General features: G+C 69.9%; 22 protein-coding genes. 5 read left to right on the top strand and 17 right to left on the bottom strand.

Annotated features, from left to right (window positions below; all coding sequences use genetic code 11):
- Nucleotides 1–51: 51 nt before the first annotated feature.
- The 5 genes from QRY02_RS34270 to QRY02_RS34250 form a co-directional block, all read right to left on the bottom strand.
- Complete coding sequence (locus QRY02_RS34270; RefSeq protein ID WP_285986935.1) at nt 52–1,008, bottom strand: peptidoglycan recognition protein family protein; 957 nt, start codon at nt 1,006–1,008, stop codon at nt 52–54.
- A gap of 63 nt (nt 1,009–1,071) precedes the next feature.
- On the bottom strand, nt 1,072–1,947 hold the full coding sequence (locus tag QRY02_RS34265; protein WP_285986934.1) for an iron-sulfur binding domain-containing protein: 876 nt from the start codon (nt 1,945–1,947) through the stop codon (nt 1,072–1,074).
- A gap of 9 nt (nt 1,948–1,956) precedes the next feature.
- Nucleotides 1,957–2,913, bottom strand: a complete 957-nt coding sequence (locus QRY02_RS34260) for a glycosyltransferase (protein WP_285986933.1) — start codon at nt 2,911–2,913, stop codon at nt 1,957–1,959.
- 46 nt (nt 2,914–2,959) lie between these two features.
- Nucleotides 2,960–3,451 carry a beta-class carbonic anhydrase gene (locus tag QRY02_RS34255; RefSeq protein WP_013230422.1) on the bottom strand — a complete coding sequence of 164 codons (492 nt, stop codon included), beginning with the start codon at nt 3,449–3,451 and terminating at the stop codon, nt 2,960–2,962.
- Nucleotides 3,452–3,551: 100 nt separating this feature from the next.
- The gene (locus QRY02_RS34250) at nt 3,552–4,652 is read right to left on the bottom strand and encodes a LacI family DNA-binding transcriptional regulator (RefSeq protein WP_285986932.1); all 1,101 of its coding nucleotides are present in this window, start codon (nt 4,650–4,652) and stop codon (nt 3,552–3,554) included.
- Between the two features lie 186 nt (nt 4,653–4,838).
- On the opposite strand from QRY02_RS34250, the gene QRY02_RS34245 reads away from it, so the two are divergent.
- Genes QRY02_RS34245 through QRY02_RS34235 form a run of 3 tightly spaced genes read left to right on the top strand, consistent with a single transcriptional unit; the run spans nt 4,839 to nt 7,486 of the window.
- A complete protein-coding gene (locus QRY02_RS34245; protein WP_285986931.1) occupies nt 4,839–5,753 on the top strand; it encodes a metal ABC transporter solute-binding protein, Zn/Mn family in 915 nt (304 codons plus the stop codon).
- 2 nt (nt 5,754–5,755) lie between these two features.
- Complete coding sequence (locus QRY02_RS34240; RefSeq protein WP_285986930.1) at nt 5,756–6,601, top strand: metal ABC transporter ATP-binding protein; 846 nt, start codon at nt 5,756–5,758, stop codon at nt 6,599–6,601.
- A gap of 3 nt (nt 6,602–6,604) precedes the next feature.
- A complete protein-coding gene (locus tag QRY02_RS34235) occupies nt 6,605–7,486 on the top strand; it encodes a metal ABC transporter permease (protein ID WP_285986929.1) in 882 nt (293 codons plus the stop codon).
- A 1-nt stretch (nt 7,487) separates the two neighbouring features.
- Here the strand turns inward: QRY02_RS34235 and QRY02_RS34230 are convergent, their stop codons facing one another.
- The 3 genes from QRY02_RS34230 to QRY02_RS34220 form a co-directional block, all read right to left on the bottom strand.
- On the bottom strand, nt 7,488–7,922 hold the full coding sequence (locus QRY02_RS34230) for a hypothetical protein (protein WP_285986928.1): 435 nt from the start codon (nt 7,920–7,922) through the stop codon (nt 7,488–7,490).
- Between the two features lie 95 nt (nt 7,923–8,017).
- A complete protein-coding gene (locus QRY02_RS34225; protein WP_285986927.1) occupies nt 8,018–9,226 on the bottom strand; it encodes a DUF445 domain-containing protein in 1,209 nt (402 codons plus the stop codon).
- 40 nt (nt 9,227–9,266) lie between these two features.
- Entirely contained in the window at nt 9,267–10,436 is a 1,170-nt protein-coding gene (locus tag QRY02_RS34220; protein ID WP_285993992.1) for a DUF445 family protein, read from the bottom strand.
- Nucleotides 10,437–10,605: 169 nt separating this feature from the next.
- Here QRY02_RS34220 and QRY02_RS34215 point away from each other — a divergent pair, with 169 nt between their 5' ends.
- Nucleotides 10,606–11,523 carry a hypothetical protein gene (locus tag QRY02_RS34215; protein WP_285986926.1) on the top strand — a complete coding sequence of 306 codons (918 nt, stop codon included), beginning with the start codon at nt 10,606–10,608 and terminating at the stop codon, nt 11,521–11,523.
- Between the two features lie 362 nt (nt 11,524–11,885).
- Entirely contained in the window at nt 11,886–12,536 is a 651-nt protein-coding gene (locus QRY02_RS34210; protein WP_285986925.1) for a class II aldolase/adducin family protein, read from the top strand.
- Here QRY02_RS34210 and QRY02_RS34205 read toward each other — a convergent pair.
- The 9 genes from QRY02_RS34205 to cysS all read right to left on the bottom strand — a co-directional run bounded on the left by QRY02_RS34205 (nt 12,533) and on the right by cysS (nt 20,893).
- Entirely contained in the window at nt 12,533–13,186 is a 654-nt protein-coding gene (locus tag QRY02_RS34205) for an HD domain-containing protein (RefSeq protein WP_285986924.1), read from the bottom strand. The genes QRY02_RS34210 and QRY02_RS34205 overlap by 4 nt on opposite strands.
- Nucleotides 13,187–13,259: 73 nt before the next feature.
- The gene (locus QRY02_RS34200) at nt 13,260–13,898 is read right to left on the bottom strand and encodes a hypothetical protein (protein ID WP_285986923.1); all 639 of its coding nucleotides are present in this window, start codon (nt 13,896–13,898) and stop codon (nt 13,260–13,262) included.
- Nucleotides 13,899–13,900: 2 nt separating this feature from the next.
- Nucleotides 13,901–14,914, bottom strand: a complete 1,014-nt coding sequence (locus tag QRY02_RS34195; protein WP_285986922.1) for a hypothetical protein — start codon at nt 14,912–14,914, stop codon at nt 13,901–13,903.
- 182 nt (nt 14,915–15,096) lie between these two features.
- Nucleotides 15,097–15,678, bottom strand: a complete 582-nt coding sequence (locus QRY02_RS34190; RefSeq protein ID WP_285986921.1) for a transglutaminase domain-containing protein — start codon at nt 15,676–15,678, stop codon at nt 15,097–15,099.
- Nucleotides 15,679–15,751: 73 nt separating this feature from the next.
- A complete protein-coding gene (locus QRY02_RS34185; RefSeq protein ID WP_285986920.1) occupies nt 15,752–16,357 on the bottom strand; it encodes a histidine phosphatase family protein in 606 nt (201 codons plus the stop codon).
- A 64-nt stretch (nt 16,358–16,421) separates the two neighbouring features.
- Nucleotides 16,422–16,784: a hypothetical protein gene (locus QRY02_RS34180; protein WP_285986919.1), complete on the bottom strand. Its 363-nt coding sequence runs from the start codon at nt 16,782–16,784 to the stop codon at nt 16,422–16,424.
- A gap of 248 nt (nt 16,785–17,032) precedes the next feature.
- Complete coding sequence (locus QRY02_RS34175) at nt 17,033–18,466, bottom strand: MBOAT family O-acyltransferase (RefSeq protein ID WP_285986918.1); 1,434 nt, start codon at nt 18,464–18,466, stop codon at nt 17,033–17,035.
- Nucleotides 18,467–18,518: 52 nt separating this feature from the next.
- Nucleotides 18,519–19,475, bottom strand: coding sequence for a 23S rRNA (guanosine(2251)-2'-O)-methyltransferase RlmB (rlmB, locus tag QRY02_RS34170; RefSeq protein ID WP_285986917.1), 957 nt, complete (start codon nt 19,473–19,475; stop codon nt 18,519–18,521).
- A gap of 29 nt (nt 19,476–19,504) precedes the next feature.
- Complete coding sequence (gene cysS / locus QRY02_RS34165) at nt 19,505–20,893, bottom strand: cysteine--tRNA ligase (protein ID WP_285986916.1); 1,389 nt, start codon at nt 20,891–20,893, stop codon at nt 19,505–19,507.
- Nucleotide 20,894 lies beyond the last annotated feature (1 nt).

Raw genomic sequence — 20,894 nt, 5'->3', positions numbered from 1 at the left:
AGCGCTTCGTTGAGCTGCCGTGTCGTCCAACCGAGTACGCGTGTCGTCCGGTCAGGTACGGGCGAGGTCCGCTCGCCAGGCCGCCGTGGTGCGGTCGGCCGGGACGATCAGGGGCCAGACGTCCGCGCCGAGGAAGCCGGTCTCGTCGGACGCCTTCGCCGCGGTGCACGTGTCGCGGGCCAACCCCGCCTGACCGGACAAAGCGGCCACCGCGTCCTTTGTGGACTTCCCGAAGACGCCGTCGGTGGGAACGCCGAAGCCGGACGCCCGGAGGAACCGCTGCGCCAGCTGCACCTGCCGGCCCGTGTCACCCGGCTTGAGCAACGGCCACTCGGCTTCGGTACGCGTCACCGCGACGCCCAGGACGCGGCCGACGGCCGTGCGCAGCTCCGGCAGCCGGTTGTAGAGCACCTGGCCGGGGCACTCGGTCGAGTTGAAGTCGCGGTGGCCCTTGATGAACTCGGGGGCGATGCCGTACTGGCTCGCGATGTAGGCGACGAGGGAGACCAGCGAGTTCCACAGCGCCGGCGGCACGTCCACCGTGCTGTACAGGCCCTCGTTCTCGATGCCGATGACCTCGCTGTTGTGGTTGCCGACGTTCGCGCCCTGCACGTGCTGCGTGCCGCCGCGCAGGATCTCCAGGCTGCGGTGCCGGCCTTCGGTGATGAACCCGCCGCGGCTGTTCGTGAACTGCTGGCCGCTGTCGATCCAGCCGTTCTTGTCCATGTGCAGGTTCTGGATGAAGCGCGAGACGTAGAACGCGCGCGCCAGCGAGAAGTCGTCGTTCATCGGCGGGTCGACCGCGTGGTGCACGACGATGTAGGTCGGCTTGTGGTTCTCCACCACGATCGGGCCGGCGGCGGGCCGGGCCCCCCAATCGGACGTCGGGTGGATCGTCGGAGCCGGGACGGCCGCGCCGGCCGTTCCCGTGGTCGTCATCCCCAGTGCGCCGGCCGCGGTCGCGGTCACCCCCGCTTTGAGCAGGGTCCGGCGGTCAACAGTGACCATGCGTGAAACGGTAACTCCGGAACGCGCCGATGACAACTATTGACCAACTTTGGTCGTACCGCGTCAGTGTTCGCCCGGGAGTGCGAAGAGGCCGTCGCGGGTCTGTTCCAGCAGGCCGTCGACCAGCAAGGAGTCCAGGCAGCGGTCGCGCTGGCCGCCGTCGTGCCAGACGAGGTCGAGACGGGCCTTGTCGACCGGGCCTTCGCTGCCGCGCAGCACGTCGAGCAGCCGTCCGCGGACGTACCGGTCGGTGCCCGCGTACCGCTGCACCGGCTTGGCCGGGCCGGTGTACTCGGGCCGGCCGGCGTGCTGCCACGCGCACTCGTCGTAGATCGGGCAGTCCGCGCACTTCGGGGCGCGCGCGGTGCAGATCAGCGCGCCCAGCTCCATGATCGCCGCGGAAAACTTCGCCGCGGGGGTGTCCTCGGCCGGGAGCAGGGCTTCGACGTCGGCCATGTCCCGGGTGTTGGACGCCGGCCCCGCGTCCCCGGCCCCGTGCACCGCCCGCGCGACGACCCGCCGCACGTTCGTGTCGACGACCGGCGCCCGCCGGCCGTAGGCGAACGCGGCGACGGCGCGCGCGGTGTAGGCCCCGATCCCGGGCAGCGCGAGCAGAGTGTCCACATCGGACGGAACGACATCCCCGTGCTCCTTGGCGATGACCCCGGCGGCCTCGTGGAGCCGCAGCGCGCGGCGCGGGTAGCCGAGCTTGCCCCACGCCCGCACGACCTCGCCCTGCGCCGACGCGGCCAGCGCCGAGGGCACCGGCCAGCGCGCCATCCACTCGAGCCAGATGGGCTGCACCCGGACGACCGGGGTCTGCTGGAGCATGATTTCGCTGACCAGGACGCCCCAGGCCGAGCAGGTGGGCTCGCGCCACGGGAGATCCCGGCCGTGCGCGGAGAACCAGTCGAGCAGTACGTCAGCGTCCACAGCCACGCCGGGAGGCTACTTCACGGCGAAGAGGCGCTCGCGGGCCACTTCGCCCGGGGCGGGCATGGCGGCGATCTCCGCGGCGATCGCGCGGGCGGCGTCGCGGCAGGAGGACGCCTTCCGGGCCTGCTCGGTGACGGCGTCCGCGCTCAGTTCGCCGGGCAGGAGCCGCCGGGCGGCACCCGCGGCGAGGAGCGCCTCGGCGTTGGCGAACTGGTCGGCGCCCTGCGGCAGGACCAGCTGCGGCACGCCCGCGGCGAGCGCGCCCAGCGTGGTGCCGCTGCCGCCGTGGTGCACGACCAGGCCGGCGTGCGGCACGACCGCCGCCTGGGGCACCCAGGCCTGCAGCGTGACGTTGCCCGGCACGCTGCCGAGTTCCTCCGGACGCACCCGTCCGGTGGCCACCAGGACGGGCGCGCCGAGCGCCGCCAGCCCCTCGATCGCCGTCGTGAGCACCTCCGGGGTGCCGAAGGTCGTGCCGAGGGTCAGGTAGACCAGCGAGCGGCCGTCCACCGGCGGTGCCGGTTCCGGGAACGGCACGGGACGCAGGGCGATGCGCTCGGCGGTCGCGAGGAAGTCCGCCTCCTGCAACGACGGCGGGCAGATGTCGAGGTGCACCCCACCGGTGGGCCGCTCGAACCCGATGTCGCGCGGGAACATCCGGCCGAAGCCGTGCCAGAGCGCCGGGATCCCGGCACGCCGCGCGGCGACGCCGGCTTCCGGGACACCCCAGCCGTGCACGACCAAGTCCGGTCGCAACCGGGCCAGGTCCGGCTCGAGGTCTTCGGCGTAGATCTCGTAGAACGAATCCGCGGGCCGGAACGGGTTGAGCCCGAGCCGGCGCAGCGGCGCGTGGACGTGCTCACCGGCGGCGAAGTGCACCTCGTGCCCGATGTCCCGCGCGGCGAGCGCGAGCGGGACCATCGGGTACGTGTGACCGGCGGACGCGAGCCCGGCGAAGAGAACGCGCATGCTCTTCCCATTCGGATGTCGTGAACATCTGAATGGGAAGGATAGCCTACTGGACCTCGGTGAGCTTCCCGGTCTTCACGTCGTAGACGAAGCCGCGCACGTTCTCGGTGTGCGGCAGGTAGGCACTGCGCCGCACCCGCTCCACCGACGTCCGGACGCTGTTCTCGACGTTGCGGAACGCCTCGACCGACCACGTCGGCCGCAGGCCCGTGTCGCTCTCGAGCTCGTCCTTGAAGTCGTCCTCGGTCACCATCGAGAGGCCGCACTCGGTGTGCTGGACGATCAGCACCTCGCGCGTCCCCAGCTTGCGCTGCGAAAGCGCCAGTGAACGGATCATGTCGTCGGTCACCACACCGCCCGCGTTGCGGAGGACGTGCGACTCGCCCTGCAGGAGGCCGAACAGCTCGAACACCCGGATCCGGGCGTCCATGCAGGTCAGGACGGCCACCTGGAGTGACGGCTTCGGGGACGACCGGTCACCGGGCGTCACCTCGCCGAGTTCCTGGTTGCGCTTGAGCAGTACGTCGATCGAGGTCATCGGTCACCTTCCGGCCAGTGGCCCCGCGGCGCGGGCGTGCCACTCCATTTGACCGGGTCAGTACCCCGATGAGCAATGCACTAAGGGCAATGTCACGACGTCAGCCGCCGAACCACGGCTCCTCGACCGTCCGCGGCGGCGCCGACGTGCGCCCGACGCGCAGCTCGGTCGGCAGGGTGATCGTCTTGGGTGCGCTCCGCTCGCCCGAGCTGAGCAGCAGCCGCCCGGCCACCTTGCCCTTCTCCAGGACGGGCTGGTGGACCGTGGTGAGCCCGATGCGCTCGGCTTCGGCGATGCCGTCGAAGCCGGTGACCGTGAGGTCCTGCGGCACCCGCAGCCCGCGCCGCTCGGCCTCGGCCATGGCGCCGAGCGCGAGGATGTCCGAGGTGCAGATCACCGCGGTGATCTGCGGGTAGGCGTCCAGCAGCTGGCGCGCCGCGGACGCGCCGTCGTCCACCGTGTGGTCGAAGCGCTCGACCACCGGGACGCCCGCCCAGTCGACGCCCGCCGCCGAGAACGCGACGGCCAGCGCCTCCAGCCGGGTGCGCTGGACGTGGAAGTGCGCGCCGCTCTGCCGGGTCGCGGAGACGAAGTCGTCGTTGCGCTCGCGGGCCAGCCGCATGCAGATCACGCCGACCTGCCGGTGCCCCAGCGTCACCAGGTGCTCGGCGATCTTGCCGACGGCGGCGGCGTCGTCCGGGCCGACGCGGTCGATGCCCTCGATGCTCGGCTGGTCGATGATCACCGTCGGCACCGGCCGCTCGAGCACCGCGGCCAGGTGCGGGTCGTCGTCCGGCACGGAGTAGACGACGAAGCCGTCGACGCCCGCGCGGTGCACCGCGGCGACGTCCTCGCGGCCCGGGCTGGCCGGCACCAGGTGCAGGCCGACACCGGCGTCTTCGCAGGCCAGCGCCAGTCCTTCGAGGACACCGACGGCGGCGGGGTCGCGGAAGGCGTAGGAGAGGTTTTCGGTGAGCAGGAGCCCTACCGCGCCCGCCTTGCGCGTGCGCAGGGAGCGGGCGACCGGGTCGGGGCCGGGGTAGCCGAGGCGCCGCGCGGTCTCGAGGACGCGGCGGCGCAGTTCCGGGGACAGCTGGTCCGGCCGGTTGTAGGCGTTGGACACCGTGGTCCTGGACACACCGAGCTCCGCCGCGAGCGACGCCAGTGTCGCCTGCCTCCGGGTGCGAATAGGACGTCCCATCAGCAAACCGTAACGGTTCAGATCGGTTTCCTGAAGAGACACCCCGCGTGGTCGATGTCTCGATCCGCATGCGCGGAGACGCATACACCAAAGCACGATCCGACGGCCAGAAAGTCATCCGGATGGGGTAAGGTGAATCTGACAACGGTTTCCATTAGCGTCTGTGTCCCTCTCAGGAGTTCCTCGATGAGTTCTCGTCGCACCAGGAGCGTGCTCGCCGCCGCTTCGGCCCTGTCCGTGTTCGCCTTGGCCGCGTGCTCCGGCGGCGGCACGTCCTCCGACGGCGGCGGCGCGCAGGCGGGCAGCGACGGCAAGATCAAGATCGTCGCGTCGACCGACGTCTGGGGCAGCGTGGTCAGCGCCGTCGGCGGCGAAAACGTCGAGGTCAAGTCGATCATCCACGACCCGTCGGCCGACCCGCACTCGTACGAGACGACGGCGGACGACGCCCTCGCGGCGAAGGGCGCGCAGCTGCTGCTGTCCAACGGCGGCGGGTACGACGAGTTCTTCGGCAAGCTCACCGAGCAGGCGGGGAGCGCGAAGAAGCTCGTCGCCTACGACATCGCCGCGACCGGCGACGAGAACGAGCACGTCTGGTACGACCTGCCGGGCGTCGACAAGGTCGCCGACCAGCTCGCCGCGCAGCTGGGCGAGCTCAAGCCGGCGGCCAAGCAGCAGTTCGCCGACAACGCGACCGCGTTCAAGGCGAAGCTCGACACGCTCGAGAAGCGGCTCGAAGAGCTCGGGACCGCCCATCCGGGTACGAAGGTCGTCGTCACCGAGCCGGTCGCGCACTACCTGCTGGCGAGCGCGAAGATCACCGACGCGACACCCAAGGCCTTCTCGGACGCGGTGGAGAACGACACCGACGTCCCGGCCGACGCCGTCAGCGCCTACAAGCAGCTGATCGCGACGAAGCAGGTGAAGGCGCTGGTCAACAACGAGCAGACCGTGACGCCGCTGACCCAGGACGTCGTCAAGCAGGCGAAGGAAGCGGGGATCGGCGTGGTCGGCGTGACCGAGACGCTGCCCGCGGGTGTGACGGACTACATTGGCTGGATGACCGGGGAAGTCGACGAGCTGGCTGGGGCGTTGAAGTAGCCATGGCACCCGTATCGGACGACGTACGCCCCGCGGTCCGGGTCCGCGGGGCGGGTCTCGCCTTCGGTCCGCGCACCCTCTGGTCGGGGCTGGACCTCGTCGTCGAGCCGGGCGAGTTCCTCGCCGTGCTGGGTCCGAACGGCTCCGGGAAGAGCAGCTTCCTCAAGGCGCTCCTCGGTATGCAGGACCTGTCGGCCGGCACGGTCGAGATCGCGGGCGGCCGTCCGGGCGGCGCGAACCGCAAGATCGGGTACATCCCGCAGCAGCGCGCGATCGACGAGTCGCTGACGCTGCGCGGCGTCGACCTGGTCGGGCTGGGCCTCGACGGGCACCGCTGGGGCTTCGGGCTGGCCGGCATGGCGGCCCGGCGTCGTCTGGTCGCTTCGGCTGTTTCCGCCGTCGGGGCCACGCGGTACGCGAAGCAGCCGGTCGGCCGGTTGTCCGGCGGCGAGCAGCAGCGGCTGCGGGTGGCGCAGGCCCTGGTCGGCGACCCCGAGGTGCTGCTGTGCGACGAGCCGCTGCTGTCGCTCGACCTGGCGCACCAGCGCGCGATCAGCGAGCTGATCGATTCCCGCCGGCGGTCGGCGGGGACGGCGGTGCTGTTCGTGACGCACGAGATCAACCCGGTGCTGCCGTTCGTCGACCGCGTCCTCTACCTGGTCAACGGCCAGTTCCGGATCGGCAAGCCGGACGAGGTCATGACGACCGAGACGCTGTCGCAGCTGTACGGCACCCGCGTCGAGGTGCTCAAGGTCGGCGGCCAGATCCACATCGCGGGCGCGCAGAGCTCGCTGTGCGAGGGGGAGCCGCACCACCACGAACACGACGTCGAAGAGCAAGTGGGCTGAGTCTTGGATCTGTTCGACTTCGGCAAGACCTGGGAGCTGATCACCGAGCTCGACGGCGTGCAGACGGCGCTGCTGGCGGCGGCGATCCTCGGCCTGGTGGCGGGCGTGCTGGGCCCGCTGATCGTGATGCGGCGGATGTCGTTCGCCGTGCACGGCACGTCCGAGCTGGCGTTCACCGGCGGCGCGGCGGCCCTGCTGCTCGGGATCGGCGTCGAGTACGGCGCGCTGATCGGCGCGGTGGTGGCGGCCCTGCTGCTGGGCATCCTCGGCGCCCGCGACGCCGACCGCGACTCGGTGATCGGCGTGATCCTGTCCTTCGGGCTGGGGCTGGGCGTGCTGTTCCTGGCGCTCTACAAAGGACGGCAGGGGAACAAGTTCGGGATCCTGACCGGCCAGATCATCACGATCGACTCCACGAACCTGACGTTGTTCGTGGTGTCGTCGGTGGTGGTGCTGGCGGTGCTAGCGCTGGTGTACCGGCCGCTGCTGTTCGCTTCGGTGGACCGGAACGTGGCCGTGGCGCGCGGGGTACCGGTGAAGACGCTGACGGTGGTGTTCGCGCTGCTGGTGGGCGTCTCGACGGCGCTGAGCGTGAAGGTGGTCGGTTCGCTGCTGGTGGTGGCCCTGATGGTGACGCCCGCCGCGGCCGCGGCCCGCGTGACGGCGTCGCCGTGGAAGGCGACGGTGCTGTCGGTGGTCTTCGCCGAGGTGTCGGCGATCGGCGGGATCGTGCTGTCGCTGGCCCCGGGGCTCCCGGTGAGCGCGTTCGTGACGGCGATTTCGTTCTTGATCTACGTGGTGTGCCGGGTCCTGGCCTGGCAGCGCGATCGCCGGACGAAGGTCCGGGCGGTCGACCCGGCCCCGGACCTCGTCGCGGCGGCGTGAGCTACTGCACCTGGAGCGTGTCGCTGATCGCGGCGTCGCCCCCGTTGGGGTAGCCGACGGACTGGTAGGCGGCCCGGCTCCGGGACAGGACGCACGCGTTGCTCGGCGTCTGCCTGACCGAATGGGCGGAGATGGTGAAGTTCGTGAAGTAGCCGCAGAGGACGTAGCTGCCGGACTTGTAGTAGCCGACGTTGATCCTGGACGGCGTCCAGTCGGAGCCGGTGGCGTTGCCGAGGGCGACGGTGAAGTACACCTCGTTGTTGTCGGCCCAGGCGCAGGACTGCCAGTACAGCGCCGAGTTGCCCGATGCGTACTTGTAGCCGCTGCACACGTGCCCGAACTGGCCCGGAGCCACGATGACGTCGGCGGACGCGACGCCAGCGCCCGCGAACAGGCCGGCGAGCGAAAGAACGACTGCGGTGACGAACCGTTTCATGAGTTTCCCTCGTGGTTGCCTTGGTCGGCCGGGTGGCCGATCACGACACTGCGAGAGCCGATGCCGGGTTTAGCCGCACCGCGGCAAGCACCCGATCAGCCCAGCATCAGCAGGACCTGCAGCTCCCCGACCACGAACCCGATCACCCCGCCGACGGCGATGAGCTTCCACTCGTCCTGCCGGAACGCCGGCCGCAGCAGGCCCTCGAACTCCAGTGGTGTCAACGCCAGCATCCGCTGCTCGATCACCTTCGCGACGTCCATCGCCTCGGTGAGGTACCCCTCCGCGTAGCGGGCGGTGTCCGGCAGCTGCTCCAGCGCCTTCCGGGCCGCCGCCTGCTTCATCTCGCGCAGGCGCGTGCCGCCCACCGTCCAGGCCAGGGGCATCTGCGCGTCGACCGCTTCCGACACCAGGTGCTCCACCCGCGCGGCCAGCCGGTCGGCGCGGGGGCCGCGCAGGATCGCGTCCAGCAGGTTCTGGACCGTCAGGACCTCGTTCGCGATCAGCTCGCCGTACTGCCGCGCCACCTCGGCCCGCCGGCGCTGGAACTTGCCCTGGAAGATCACCCGGCCCACGCGCACCGGCTCGCGGGGGACGAAGATCAGCTTGATCGCCAGCCAGTCGGTGCACAGCCCGATGACCCCGCCGAAGATCGGCAGCACCCACGGCTCGCGCGTGAACGCCCACACGATCGTCTGCACGAGGCCCAGCCCGAACCCGAAGTAGATGCCCATCCGCGCGATGAACGCCATCTCCGGGCGGGACGTCTCGCGGATCAGCCGCACCAGCAGCTTCTTGTCCCGGGTCAGCCGCTGGACCGTCATGTGCTGGACGTCGAGCACCTCGTCGAGGTTCTCGCGGACGTCGTCGAGGAACTCCCGCACCAGCCGCGGCGCCGACGCCTGGACCTGCTTGATCAGCAGCTCCTGCGCCAGCGTCGGCAGGACCTCCCACAGCCGCGGGTGGTGCTCGGCCAGCACCTCGCGCGCGGTGTGGTCGACCGCGCGCAGCAGCGGCTGTTCCAGCTCGCTGGTGATGATCACCGGGTCGATCCGGCCCAGGACCTCTTTGAGGTCCAGCAGGTTCGCCGTCAGCAGCTCGGTCGCGACCGCGGCCATCCGCCCGCCGTGCTTCGGGACGACGCCCTGCCAGCCGAGCAGCGGCGGGATGCCGACGAACTCCAGCGGCCGGAACATCATCTCGATGGCGACGCGCTTGGTGACGTACCCGATCAGCGCGGCGATGAACGGCATCGCGGCGTACAGCGGCCAGTGCAGGGCGAGGTCGTGCAGGACAGCGTCCATTCCGGCCTCCCTCGCGATCCCGAGATCGAAACCGTACCGGCTACCCGAGCAGGAGGAGCACCTGCAGTTCCCCCACCAGGCCGCCGATGACCGCGCCGACGGCGATCAGCTTCCACTCGTCCTGCTTGAAGGCCGGCCGCAGGATGCCCTCGAACTCGAGCGGGGTCAGCTGCTGCATCTTCGTGACGATCGTGTTCCGGACGTCGAGTGCGCCGGTGGCGTAGCTCTCGACGTGTTTCACCGTTTCGGGGAGGAACTCGATCGCTTTGGCGGCGGCCGCGCGCTTCATCTCCTGGTACTGCCGGCCGCCGATGGTCAGCGCGACCAGCGGCTTGGCGATGCTCGCCTGGGCGTCGATGGTGCGCTGGACCTCGCGGGTGACCATGGCGAACAGCTTGTCGGCACGCGGCCCGGTGAGCACTGCCTCCATCACGTTCCGCACGGTGAGCACCTCGTCGGCGATCAGCGCACCGTAGTCGGCGGCGACCTCCTGGCGGCGCTTCTGGAACATGCCCTGCCAGCGGAAGACGCCGAACCCGCGGGGCGTGCGCGGGTAGAAGATCATCTTGAGGGCGAGCCAGTCCGTGACGAAGCCCGTGACGAAACCGAAGACCGGCATGATGAGCGGCTCTTTCGTCAACGCCCAGGCGGCCAACTGGACGAGCCCGATCACGAACCCGAACCAGATCCCCGAGCGCGCGATGAACCGGAACTCGGGGGCGGCGACCTCGCGGATCAGCCGGCAGGTCAGCGATTTGTCGCGGACCATGGCGTTGATCAGCATGTCGTTGACGTCGAGGACGTCGTCGACGTTGGCCGAGACCTCCCGCAGCAGCCGCTTGACGACGGCCGGCGCCTGCGCGCGGACCTGGTCGACGAGCAGCCGCTGCGCCCGCGCCGGCAGCAGTTCCCAAAACCGCGGCTGGTAGGTCTCCATGACCTCCCGCGTGACCTCTTCGACGGCCTTCAGCAGGGGCGGTTCGAGCTCTTTGACCATTTCTTCCGGGTCGAGCCGGGCGAAGATCTCCTGCGGGTCGACGAGGTTGCGGGTCAGCAGGTCGACGGCCGTGGTGGCCATCCGCCGCGCGTTCGCCGGGATGACGCCCTGCCAGCCGAAGGGTCCGACGCCGGCGAACTCCAGGGGCCGGAACATCATTTCGATGGCGACGCGCTTGGTCAGGTAGCCGATCAGCGCGGCGATGAGCGGCATGGTCGCGTAGCCGGGCCAGTGCGCGCCGATGTCCGCGAGTATGTCCAAAGTGGTCTCCTCGCGTTCGGTCGGCGATTCAGGATGCCATGCGTTACCGGGGGTTCCAATATTCGTGATGCATCCGTTTGGCGGTACGCATCGAAGGACCCTTGCTCATTAAGGTGGCCCGATGGTCGCGCCTGAGAAGCCCCACTCCGCTCCCAAGACTGCCCAGTTCGCCGTGGGTGTCCGCGGCTACAACCAGCGCCAGGTCGACGCCCGTCTCGCCGAGCTGACCAAGGAGCTTCGCGAGACGTCCCGCAACCGCGACGACGCCGTCGCGACGTCCTCGGACCTGACGAAGGCCCTCGCGTACGCGCAGAAGGAGCTGGCCGAGACGAAGGCCGCCCTGGCCAGGATGAGCTCGAGCCCGTCCGGGGCGGGCGCGATGGCCGAGCGCGTCCGGATGATGATGCAGCTCGCCGAGGAGGAGATCGCGGACCTCCGCTCGGCCGCGGAGGCGGACGCGGCCTCGACCCGCGACCAGGCGGACAAGTACGCGCACGAGACCCGCCGCACGGCCGACAAGCTGGCGAAGGACGCCGAGGAGGAGCGCGCCCGGCTGCGCTCGGAGGCGAAGGCCGAGATCGAGAAGCTGAACGCGGCGGCGGGCGCGAAGAGGGTCGAGCAGTCAGCGGCGGCCGAGCGAGCCCGCAAGGAAGCGGACGCGGCGGCCGAGGCAGCGGCGGCTGCGTTGCGCGAGGAAGCGGACCGGAAGGCCGCGGAGGAGCTGGCGCGCCGGAAGAAGGACTTCGAGGAGGAGTTCGCCCGCAAGAAGCAGGAGACGGAGGCGGCGCTGGCTTCGGCCAAGGCCCAGCAGGCCACGGCGGACCAGAACCGCAAGCTGGCGCTGGACTTGCGGGCGAAGGTGGCCGAGCGCATCGCGGCCACGGACGTGGCGGTGAAGGAAGCGATGCGGCTGCTGGTCCCGGCGGAGGACGCGCCTGCCGCGAACGGGGACCGGAAGCCTGCGCCTGCTCCGAAGCCTTCGGCGGCGGCTGCTGCCGGGCCTGCCGCTGCCTCTCCCGCGGCTCCGGCGAAGGCTTAGTTATCCACATCGGCTCGGGTTGTCCACAGATTTCCGGAGTTCCACCACCCCGAAGCCGGATTGTGACTACGGACGGTGGTGCCGGGTCAAGGCGGGAAAGCGTGCCTTGACCCGGCACCACCGTCCGTGTTTTGGCTTCGGATCGGGGTGGCGGGGGAGGTCTGGGTGGGGGGCCGGTCATGCGCAGCGTGCCGATTCCGGCCGAACCGCGGCCTGCCGGCTCCGTGATCCTCTGCCGATGCGCAAGCGCAACCCGGCCCGGCGGCGCCCGGAAATCCCCCGTCCGGGGTGGTGGCCGAAGCTCGTGGGTGGCTGGCAGTGTTCAGCTCAGCTGCTGATCACCCACGAGACGGGACCTGCGCATGATCCTCGAGACCGAGCGGGCCGCCGTGTGCGCCTATGCGCGCCGGATGGTCGGTGATGGCCTGGTCGTCGGTACCTCCGGCAACGTCTCCCTGCGGGCCGGTGATCTCGTCGCCGTCACGCCCACCGGGGTTGCCTACTCGAGCCTGACCCCCGGCGACATCGCCGTCGTCGATCTCGGGGGGCAGGTTGTCGATGGTTCGCTCAGGCCGACCAGTGAACTGCCGATGCACCTGTCCGTGTACTGGGACGTTCGTGACCCGGACGGTGAGCCCGTCACGGCCGTCGTGCACACGCACTCGCCGCACGCCACCGCCGTCTCGACGCTCGTGCGTGAGGTTCCGCCGATCCACTACATCGTCGCCACCATCGGTCCCTCGGTGCGCGTCGCGCGCTACGCCACCTACGGCACGCCGGAGCTCGCGGCCGCCGTGCTCGAGGCGCTCGAAGGGCGCCGCGGGTGCCTGATGGCCAACCACGGCACCCTCACCTACGGTGACGGCCTCGAGGCCGCCTACCACCGCGCCCAGCAGCTCGAATGGGCCTGCCGCGTGTGGCTGCTCGCGCAGAGCGCCGGCCGGCCCAGCCTGCTGCCGCCGCCCGAGGTCGCCAACGTCGTCGAACGGCTGCGGGGCTACGGACAGGGCTAGGAAGCGACCGCGTCCAGCAGCTCCGCCACCGTCGGGTCGTCGACCGCCTCCTTGATGCACTGCCACAGCTGCAGGTTCGCCGTCGCCCAGCGCGAGTACGTGGCCGCCGCCTCCGGGTTGTAGAAGTAGTAGCCCTCGTCGTGGACGTCGCACTGCTCGCCGACGATCTTGTGCGCCAGTTCGCGCAGGCTCAGCCCGTTCTCGCGCAGGTACCGGTGCGCCAGCACCACCGGCGTCACCGGCAGTGCCTTGAACAACGTGTCCGCGTCGCTCAGCGCCTGCGCTTCCAGGGAAATGTCCCGGCCGCGGGTGGCCATTTCCGCTTCGTCGACGATCTCGTCGATCCACCGCGCGATCCGCGGCAGGACGCCGCATTCGGCGAGGATTTCCAGCCGCAGGCTCCGGCCCGCCGCGGCGGGTGAGTTCCGGAGCACCAGGTAGTTGACGTCGTGCACCAGCGCGGCCACTTCCACCACCGCTTCGTCGGCGCCGTTGTGCCGGGCGAACCCGGCCGCCTTCGCGCGGACGAAGCTCACGTGGTGCCAGCCGTGGAATTGCAGCCGGTCGGCGTACTGCCGGCAGAGCCGGTGGACCCGGTCTTCGACGGCGCCGACGATCACGTGGTCGATCGTGCTTTCCTGCGTGCGCATACACCTCTCCCATCCCGGCCGTGGTGTTCAGACGGGTGGAGTAATGGTAAGCGCCGCTGACGCCGGTGTGTAGCTAGATGCGGTCGGCCAATTCCCCCAATCGGACCTCTACCGGAACGTGACGATGACCGATTCCGCCGGCTGGGTCGAAAGACAAGCTGAAACTGCTCACCGGGCGTGATTTGACGAGGAAAGTCATCGTTCCGGTGGCCGCTTCGGGAATCCGGTGGAATTCGTCGGCCAGCATGGTGGCGCACGCGCCGGCCGTGCACCGCGTCCGGCGCCGCAACCGCGCGGACGTGATCAACCCGGTGCCGGCGTCGATCGTCGTCTCGTACCTTTCGTGCAGGTAGTCACCACGGAGGATCGTGGTGCAGAAGTGGTACCTGTGGTTGTGCACGGAATCCGCGTACCCCTCCCGCCAGTCCCGCTGCGCCTTGTATTCGTGCAGCCAGAAGGAGAACGGGTCGGACGGCGAATCGAGCAGGCACCAGGCGAAGTGGGTGGTCGTTTCCCGGGACGAGCGCAGGACCTTGGTGGCCTGCGCTGCGGACAGCGCGCGAAGCTGCGTGCGCAGCTCGTCCCGCAGCCCGGCCTGGGCGGCCCACGGCCGGAACCAGCCGTCGACCGCACGCCAGTCCGCGGCGAGCGGGAACCTGGCCGTGCGCAGGCGGGTGGCCAGTTCGGAAAGGGGGGACAGGCGGGTGAGCAAGGTCAGCTCCCTAGCTCGGCGACTGCGGAGAACTCCGCGCGGAAGGCGTGGAACTTGCCCTCCAGCTCGCGGAACTGCTCCTCGGACAACGGGGATCCGGTGATCTTCTCGAACAGCGCCAGGAAATCCGTCCGCGTCGTCGCGGACGTGATGCGGAAGTGGCGGCCGGTCCGGGACTGCGAGACGCGCACGAATTCGGCGCGTTCCATGTTGTAGAGGAAGGAACCTTCGGTGAACCGCAGGGACCGCGGGTACAGCTTCGTGGCGCCGCGGACGTCGCTGTAGAGCGACACCCACACGCTGTCGTCGAACATCTCGAGCCGGTCCAGCGGCGGGTCGGCGACCACGGTGATGTCGACCGACGCGCAGCGGCTGCGCGCCAGGAAGAGGCCGACGAGCCCGATCCGGATCTCTTCGTCGAGCCGGGTCTGGATCCGTTCGTAGTCGACGTCGGCCGCCTCGCGGCGCAGCAGGTACCGGGCGCGCCCGCTGATCGAGCTCGCGTCGCGCGGATCGGCGATGACCGCCCGCAGTTCCCGTTCGGTGCGCGAAAGCAGCAGGCGGGCGGCGGCGTGCCGCCCGGAGAAGCCGCGGAAGAAGTACTGCCGGGTCGCGTCGAGGTCGGCCATCAGCGCGCGGTTGAACGCCGGGTCGGGATCGGTCGTCGCCTCGAAGACGTCGGTGGGGAAGAACTCCTTGTTGAGCGCGCGGTATTCGGCGCTCAGGTCCTCCAGCGCGCGCCGGCTTTCCTCGATCACCGGTGTGACGAGTGCCTTCTGCGACGCGCTGGCGGTGATCAGTGTCTGGCCGAACCCGACGATCGCGGAGATCAGGGTGCCGGTGCCCAGCGACGTCACCAGGTTCTTCCCGGTGCCGGGGTCCATCAGGCCGGCGATCCACAGGCTCAGGCCGGCGACCACGACGAGCACCGTGAGGAGCAGGCTCGTCCTGGTCCAGAAGATCTCTTGCAGTGGGGTACGGCGGAGGCGTCCGCCAGCCGCGGCCACGTGCTTCACCTCCCTCGAACCACCCGAACGGACGTATGCGTAAAGTGTCTGTTCGAGCGCGGGGAGTCACTTTACGCGCCTCCCGAGGTGTGCGAAATAAGAAGTTCGGGGGACAAGGCTGACGGACAGGCGTCACTCTCGGCAATAATTTACCGAGTGGGCCGGTTTTCCGAAAACGGGAAAAACCATGATCAAAGCGTGCGCGGAAGCCCCTTTTCGTACCAGTCGGGGCCCGGTTCGACGGTCATCAGGAAATCCACCACGACCGGGGCGGGCGCCGGGTGGATCTCCGGGTGATCGCGTTCACCGCGGGCGAGGTTGACCGGCCAGGCCAGTTTTTCCGCGTCGAGCGAAAACTCGCCGCCGGCGCCCGTGCGGTTGCCGCGGGCGTCGAGCCGCGACCACTTCCCGTGCAGGTACACGGCATTCAGCCCGTGCAGCACGGAGAGCTCCTGGTAGCAGAAACCGGCCGGAATCCCTTGTGCCCGCAGCAAAGCGGCGAGCAGGTGCGCCTTGGCGTGGCAGATCCCGACGCGCTCGCGCAGGACGTCCGACGCTCGCCAGGTGACCCGCGGGTCGGCCGCGTCCATGACGTGCTCGACCTCGTCCCGGACGAAGAGGAACGCGGCTTCGGCGGCCTCGGCGGGATCGTCGCCGCCGGGACGCAGAGCGTCGGCCAGCGCGCGGATCGACGGGTGCTCGTGGTCGACGACGGCGTCGGCGGCGAGGTAGTCGCTCAGCCGATCGGAGGTGGGCGTTGGCGTGGGATTCATCCGCGCATCCTGACAGGTGCGGCCATTCGGGCGAGAGCCGTTTTCCGGCGTCACCACACTCCGCAGTTGCCGATTACGGAACGTAGAAGTCGGGTGGGAAGCCGGTCCAGCGCAGTTCGGCGGGGAGGTGGCTCAGGTCGTTGTAGGTCAGCAGTGCGGCGGGCCGTCCCGGGGAGTACCGGATGACGGTCAGGCCGGCGTTGGCGTGGGTGAGGGTGAGCCAGCGCCACGGCGGTGCGTCCTGTGACGCGCGGATGAGCCAGCCGACGAGGAAGTTGTGCGTGACGAGGACTTCGTACCGCGGCTCACTTCCCGGCACGGGGCCGCTGAACCGGCGTTCGGCTTCGGCGGCCAGTTCTTCGTCGGCGGGCGGGAATTGGCGGGCGAAGGCGAGCAGGAGATCGCCGGAGGTCTCCGGGAGTTCCTCGCGCTTCGGCGCGTACGGGACGAAGTCGCCGGCCGCTTTGTCGACGTGGAGGGGAACGCCCGGGAGCTGGCCGGCCACGAAGTGGGCGGTCTGTGCGGCGCGCGGCAGGGGCCCGTGGTGGATCGAGGTGACCGGGACGTCGCGGAGGCGGCGTCCGAGCAGAACGGCTTGGCGCCGGCCGGCTTCGGTGAGCCTTCCGTCCGGTCCCGCTTCACCGTGACGGGTGAGGAAGAGGTACCGCGTGGTCAGCACGGGCCCAGGGTTTCACGCTTGGGCCGTTCGGGTGAGCGAGTTGCGCATACTGAAGGGGGCTTACTCAGACGACGGGGACGAGCGCGCCTTCGGGGCCCTGGCTCGGGACGAACTGGGTGACCAGGCGCATCGGTGCCGGGTGGGGCGAGAGGACGATCGAGGCGAACGGGGTGATCGTGTGCTCGTGGCCGCTGTTCGTGTGGAGGTGGACGCTCACGTGGACGTTGCGGTCGGCCGGGATTTCGAACGAGACCGAGCCCCAGGAGACGACGTACTGGCGGCCGTCGATGCTCGCTATCGGCGCGTAGGCGCGGACGGTGCGGCCCAGGTGGGGGATTTCCACGGTGAGGAGGCGGCGGGGGCCGTTGTGGTTGTCCACGTACGGGATCACGCCGGGGGTCTTGGACAGCTCGTTCGGGTTGGTCACTTCTGGGGGGCTCTCGGTTGGTCGGGATTGGGCGGCTGGTCGGGATTGGGCGGCTCTGATCATGCTGCCAGTTCGGCCGTCTGTCAGCGGTTCCCCACCGACCCGAACGCCGGATTGTTCAACGGCCGCCAGACCGCGTCAAGGCGGGAAAGCGTGCCTTGACCCGGCCTGGCGGCCGCTGAGGCGGCTGCGTATCGGTTCGGCAGGGGGGTGTGGCCGAGGGGGCGGGGGTGTGGCCCGGGGCGGCGTTAGAACTGGTAGTACAAGAACGGGCTGAATGTTCCCGTTGCGATCAGGATTGCCGCGTACAGCAGGCCCACCGTCATCACTCCGATGCGCAAGGCCGTTGCCGGGCGGCTTCGGGATGACTCCAACAGGGGGCCCGTTACCGGGTGGGCCGGCAGTGCGAACACCGCCAGTGCGGCCAGGAGGAGGACCAGGCGCTGGTTGGTGAAGGCCTGCTCCACTCCTGTTCCGAGGCCTTCGAAGTCGGGGATCAGCATGTGGCCGAGCATTGACAGCGCGTGGCCCAGGTCCGGGGAGCGGAAGAACACCCAGCCGATCACCACCAGCAGCATCGTCAGGGCCCTGCGGAGGTAACGCTTCCACGGGGTCGACGGGTCCAAGTCCAGGCCGAAGCGGCGCTCGATCACCAAGAGGGCTCCGTGGTAGCAGCCCCACACCAGGAACGTCCACTGGGCTCCGTGCCAGAAGCCCGTCAGGACGAACACAATGCAGAGGTTGCGGTACGTCTTCGCCGCTCCGTGGCGGTTGCCGCCCAGGGGGATGTACACGTAGTCGCGGAACCAGCGGCTCAAGCTCATGTGCCAGCGGCGCCAGAACTCCGTGATCGTCACCGAAGAATACGGCCTCGCGAAGTTCTCCGGCAGCCGGAAGCCCAGCATGCGGCCGAGGCCGATGGCCATGTCCGAATAACCCGAGAAGTCGAAGAACAGCTGGAGGGTGTAGCCGATCGCGCCCAGCCAGGCCGTGGCGAACGTCATCTGGTCCGAGGGGACCTTGAAACACGCGTCGACCAATGGGCCCAGTGAGTCCGCGATGATCGTCTTCTTGCACAGGCCCAGCGCGAACCGGGGGAAGCCCGCCGCGATGTCGTCCAGGCGGTGGGACCGCAGCTGGGGGAGCTGGTCGGCGATCTCCCGGAACCGCACGATCGGGCCCGCCACCAGCTGCGGGAACATCGCGATGTACGCCGCGAACGACACCGGGTTGCGCAGGGCTTGGCGCTCGCCGCGGTAGATGTCCACCACGTACGAGATGTGGTGGAACGTGTAGAACGAGATGCCGATCGGGACCACCAGGCTCGCCACCGGCACGCTGCCGCCGAACCAGTGGGCCACCGCCGCGATCTGCTGGGTCGCGAAACCCGCGTACTTCCAGATCAGCAGCACCGCGACGTCCAGCGACACCACCGCGATGAGGATCCGGCGCCTTCGGAGGCCGTGGACGTCCCAAGGGCTCGGGGCCAGGAGCGGTCCGGCCAGGAAGTTGACGACCATGCAGCCGAGCAGCAGGAACACGAACCCGCCGGCGCCGATCGTGTAGAACAGCAGGCTGGCGACCGCGATGATGCCGTTTCGCCAGCTCCGCGGGAGCACCAGCACGGCGATGAGTACCGCCGGCATGAAGTACCACAGGAAGAGTGGCGAAACGAACGACATCGGGTCCCCTCGGTCTATCCGACGGTGACCTTAACCCGACTGGGTGGCGGTGTCAGACCCGCCCGGCGGCACGGCGGCGCCGCGCCACCTCCGCGAGCAGGACCCCCGCCGCCACGGAGGCGTTGAGGGATTCCACGCCCGCGGCCATCGGGATCGACACCGTCGCGTCACACGTTTCCCGCACCAGGCGGGACAGCCCGCGGCCCTCCGAGCCCAGCACGATGACCAGCGGGTCGGCCGCCAGCTCCAGCTCGTCGATGTCCACCGACCCGTCGGCGTCCAGGCCCACCAGCATCAGGCCGTCGTTCGCCCACGTCTTGAGCTGCCGCGTCAGGTTCGTCGCCACCGCGATCGGCAGCTTCGCCGCCGTGCCCGCGCTCGTCCGCCACGCCACCGCCGTCATGCCCGCGCTGCGCCGCTCCGGCAGCAGCACGCCGTGCGCGCCGAACGCGGCCGCTGAGCGGATCACCGCGCCCAGGTTGCGGGGGTCGGTGACGCCGTCGAGCGCGACGAACAGCGGGACCTCGCCCGAGTTGCGCGCCGCCGCCATCAGGTCGTCCGGGTGCGCGTACTCGAACGGCGGGACCTGCAGGCCCAGGCCCTGGTGCACGGCCCGGTTGGTCTTGCGGTCCAGCTCTTCGCGCGGGATCTCCAGGATCGAGATGCCCTTGTCGCCGGCCAGCCGGACGGCGTCGTTCACGCGGTCGTCGATCTCGATGTTCAGCGCGACGTACAGCGCGGTCGCCGGGACGCCCGCGCGCAGCGCCTCGACCACCGGGTTGCGCCCGGCGATGAGCTCCGGCTTGTCGGCCTTCTTCTGCCGCGCCTGGTCGCGCTTCGCCTGGGCGTTGTTCTGGCGGTACGCCTTGTGCCCGGGACGGTCCTCCGCCTTCGGGGTCGGGCCCTTGCCTTCGAGGGCCTTGCGGCGCTGACCGCCCGAGCCGACGACGGCACCCTTCTTGGTGCCCGTCTTGCGGATCGCGCCCTGGCGCCGCGAATTGCCTGCCATGGTGAAAGTTCCTTGCGTAGAAAGCCGGTTCAGTCGGACTTCACAGTCCACTGAGGACCGTTGGGGGTGTCCTCCACCACGATGCCCGCCTGCTGGAGGCGGTCACGGGCGGCGTCCGCGCGGGCGAAGTCCTTCTCGGCCCGGGCCTGCTGGCGCTCGGCCAGCAGCCCTTCGACGATCCGGGACAGCGCTTCTTTGGTGGGGGTTTCGGAACCGCCCGCCTCGGACCAGCGCGCGGACAGCGGGTCGAGGCCGAGCACGTCGGTCATCGCGCGGACGGCCGCGGCGAATTCGAGTGCCTTGGAGGTGTCGCCCGCGTCGAGGGCGGCGTTACCGTCCCGCACCGTGGTGTGGACCACGGCGAACGCCTGCGGGGTGGCGAGGTCGTCGTCGAGCGCGTTCGCGAACGCCTCGGGGACCGTGCCGACCGGCACGTCGCCCGACTGCGCGGCGCGGCGCAGGAACGTCTCGATCCGCCGGTAGCCCTGCGCGGCCTCGGAGACCGCGGCGTCGGAGTACTCGATGGTCGAGCGGTAGTGCGGCTGGACCAGGTAGTACCGCAGCTCCGGGGCCCGGTAGCGGTCCAGCATCGCGGGGATCGACACGGTGTTGCCGAGCGACTTCGACATCTTCTCGCCCGACATGGTCACCCAGGCGTTGTGCAGCCAGTACCGCGCGAACGCGTCGCCCGCCGCGTTGGACTGGGCGCGCTCGTTCTCGTGGTGCGGGAAGACCAGGTCGATGCCGCCGCCGTGGATGTCGAACTCCGCGCCGAGGTACGCCGTCGCCATCGCCGAGCACTCGAGGTGCCAGCCCGGCCGGCCCTGCCCCCACGGCGTCGGCCACGACGGCTCGCCCGGCTTCGCGCTCTTCCACATGGTGAAGTCGCGCGGGTCGCGCTTGCCGCGGGTCGGTGTCTCGCCCTGCTGGACGTCTTCGAGGACCTGGCCGGAGAGCTTGCCGTAGTCGTCGAACGACTTCACCGAGAAGTAGACGTCGCCGTCCGCGACGTAGCCGTGGCCGCTCTCGATGAGGCGTTCCATCAGCTCGACCATCTGGGTGACGTGCCCGGTCGCGCGCGGGTTGATCGACGGCGGCAGGCAGCCCAGCTGCTCGTACGCTTCCTCGAAGGCGCGCTCGTGCGTCGCACCCCACTCCCACCAGGGCCGCTCGTGCTCGGCGGCCTTGGTCAGGATCTTGTCGTCGATGTCGGTGACGTTGCGGACCAGCAGCACGTCCAGTCCACTGTGGACGAGCCAGCGGCGCAGGACGTCGTAGTTCAGGACGCCGCGGACGTGCCCGATGTGCGGAACGCCCTGGACGGTGGCACCACACACGTAGATCGACGCCGTTCCGCTACGAACGGGGTGGAACTCCCGTACGCTCCGGGTCGCTGTGTCGAAAAGGTGAAGGGCCACC

The organism is Amycolatopsis sp. DG1A-15b (genome assembly GCF_030285645.1).
In the GTDB taxonomy this organism is placed as follows: domain Bacteria; phylum Actinomycetota; class Actinomycetes; order Mycobacteriales; family Pseudonocardiaceae; genus Amycolatopsis.
Note: the sequence above shows the minus strand (reverse complement) of the source record. Positions and strands in the feature narration are given on the sequence as shown.

What these genes read in the sequence shown, in the direction of transcription:
- QRY02_RS34255 (WP_013230422.1), bottom strand. Translation starts at nt 3,451, where the DNA reads ATGACCTCGATCGACGTACTGCTCAAGCGCAACCAGGAACTCGGCGAG.
- QRY02_RS34240 (WP_285986930.1), top strand. Translation starts at nt 5,756, where the DNA reads ATGGCACCCGTATCGGACGACGTACGCCCCGCGGTCCGGGTCCGCGGG.
- QRY02_RS34220 (WP_285993992.1), bottom strand. Translation starts at nt 10,436, where the DNA reads ATGCCGCTCATCGCCGCGCTGATCGGCTACCTGACCAAGCGCGTCGCC.
- QRY02_RS34230 (WP_285986928.1), bottom strand. Translation starts at nt 7,922, where the DNA reads ATGAAACGGTTCGTCACCGCAGTCGTTCTTTCGCTCGCCGGCCTGTTC.
- QRY02_RS34225 (WP_285986927.1), bottom strand. Translation starts at nt 9,226, where the DNA reads ATGGACGCTGTCCTGCACGACCTCGCCCTGCACTGGCCGCTGTACGCC.
- QRY02_RS34260 (WP_285986933.1), bottom strand. Translation starts at nt 2,913, where the DNA reads ATGCGCGTTCTCTTCGCCGGGCTCGCGTCCGCCGGTCACACGTACCCG.
- QRY02_RS34250 (WP_285986932.1), bottom strand. Translation starts at nt 4,652, where the DNA reads ATGGGACGTCCTATTCGCACCCGGAGGCAGGCGACACTGGCGTCGCTC.
- rlmB (WP_285986917.1), bottom strand. Translation starts at nt 19,475, where the DNA reads ATGGCAGGCAATTCGCGGCGCCAGGGCGCGATCCGCAAGACGGGCACC.
- QRY02_RS34205 (WP_285986924.1), bottom strand. Translation starts at nt 13,186, where the DNA reads ATGCGCACGCAGGAAAGCACGATCGACCACGTGATCGTCGGCGCCGTC.
- QRY02_RS34210 (WP_285986925.1), top strand. Translation starts at nt 11,886, where the DNA reads ATGATCCTCGAGACCGAGCGGGCCGCCGTGTGCGCCTATGCGCGCCGG.
- QRY02_RS34175 (WP_285986918.1), bottom strand. Translation starts at nt 18,466, where the DNA reads ATGTCGTTCGTTTCGCCACTCTTCCTGTGGTACTTCATGCCGGCGGTA.
- QRY02_RS34190 (WP_285986921.1), bottom strand. Translation starts at nt 15,678, where the DNA reads ATGAATCCCACGCCAACGCCCACCTCCGATCGGCTGAGCGACTACCTC.
- QRY02_RS34270 (WP_285986935.1), bottom strand. Translation starts at nt 1,008, where the DNA reads ATGGTCACTGTTGACCGCCGGACCCTGCTCAAAGCGGGGGTGACCGCG.
- QRY02_RS34215 (WP_285986926.1), top strand. Translation starts at nt 10,606, where the DNA reads ATGGTCGCGCCTGAGAAGCCCCACTCCGCTCCCAAGACTGCCCAGTTC.
- QRY02_RS34245 (WP_285986931.1), top strand. Translation starts at nt 4,839, where the DNA reads ATGAGTTCTCGTCGCACCAGGAGCGTGCTCGCCGCCGCTTCGGCCCTG.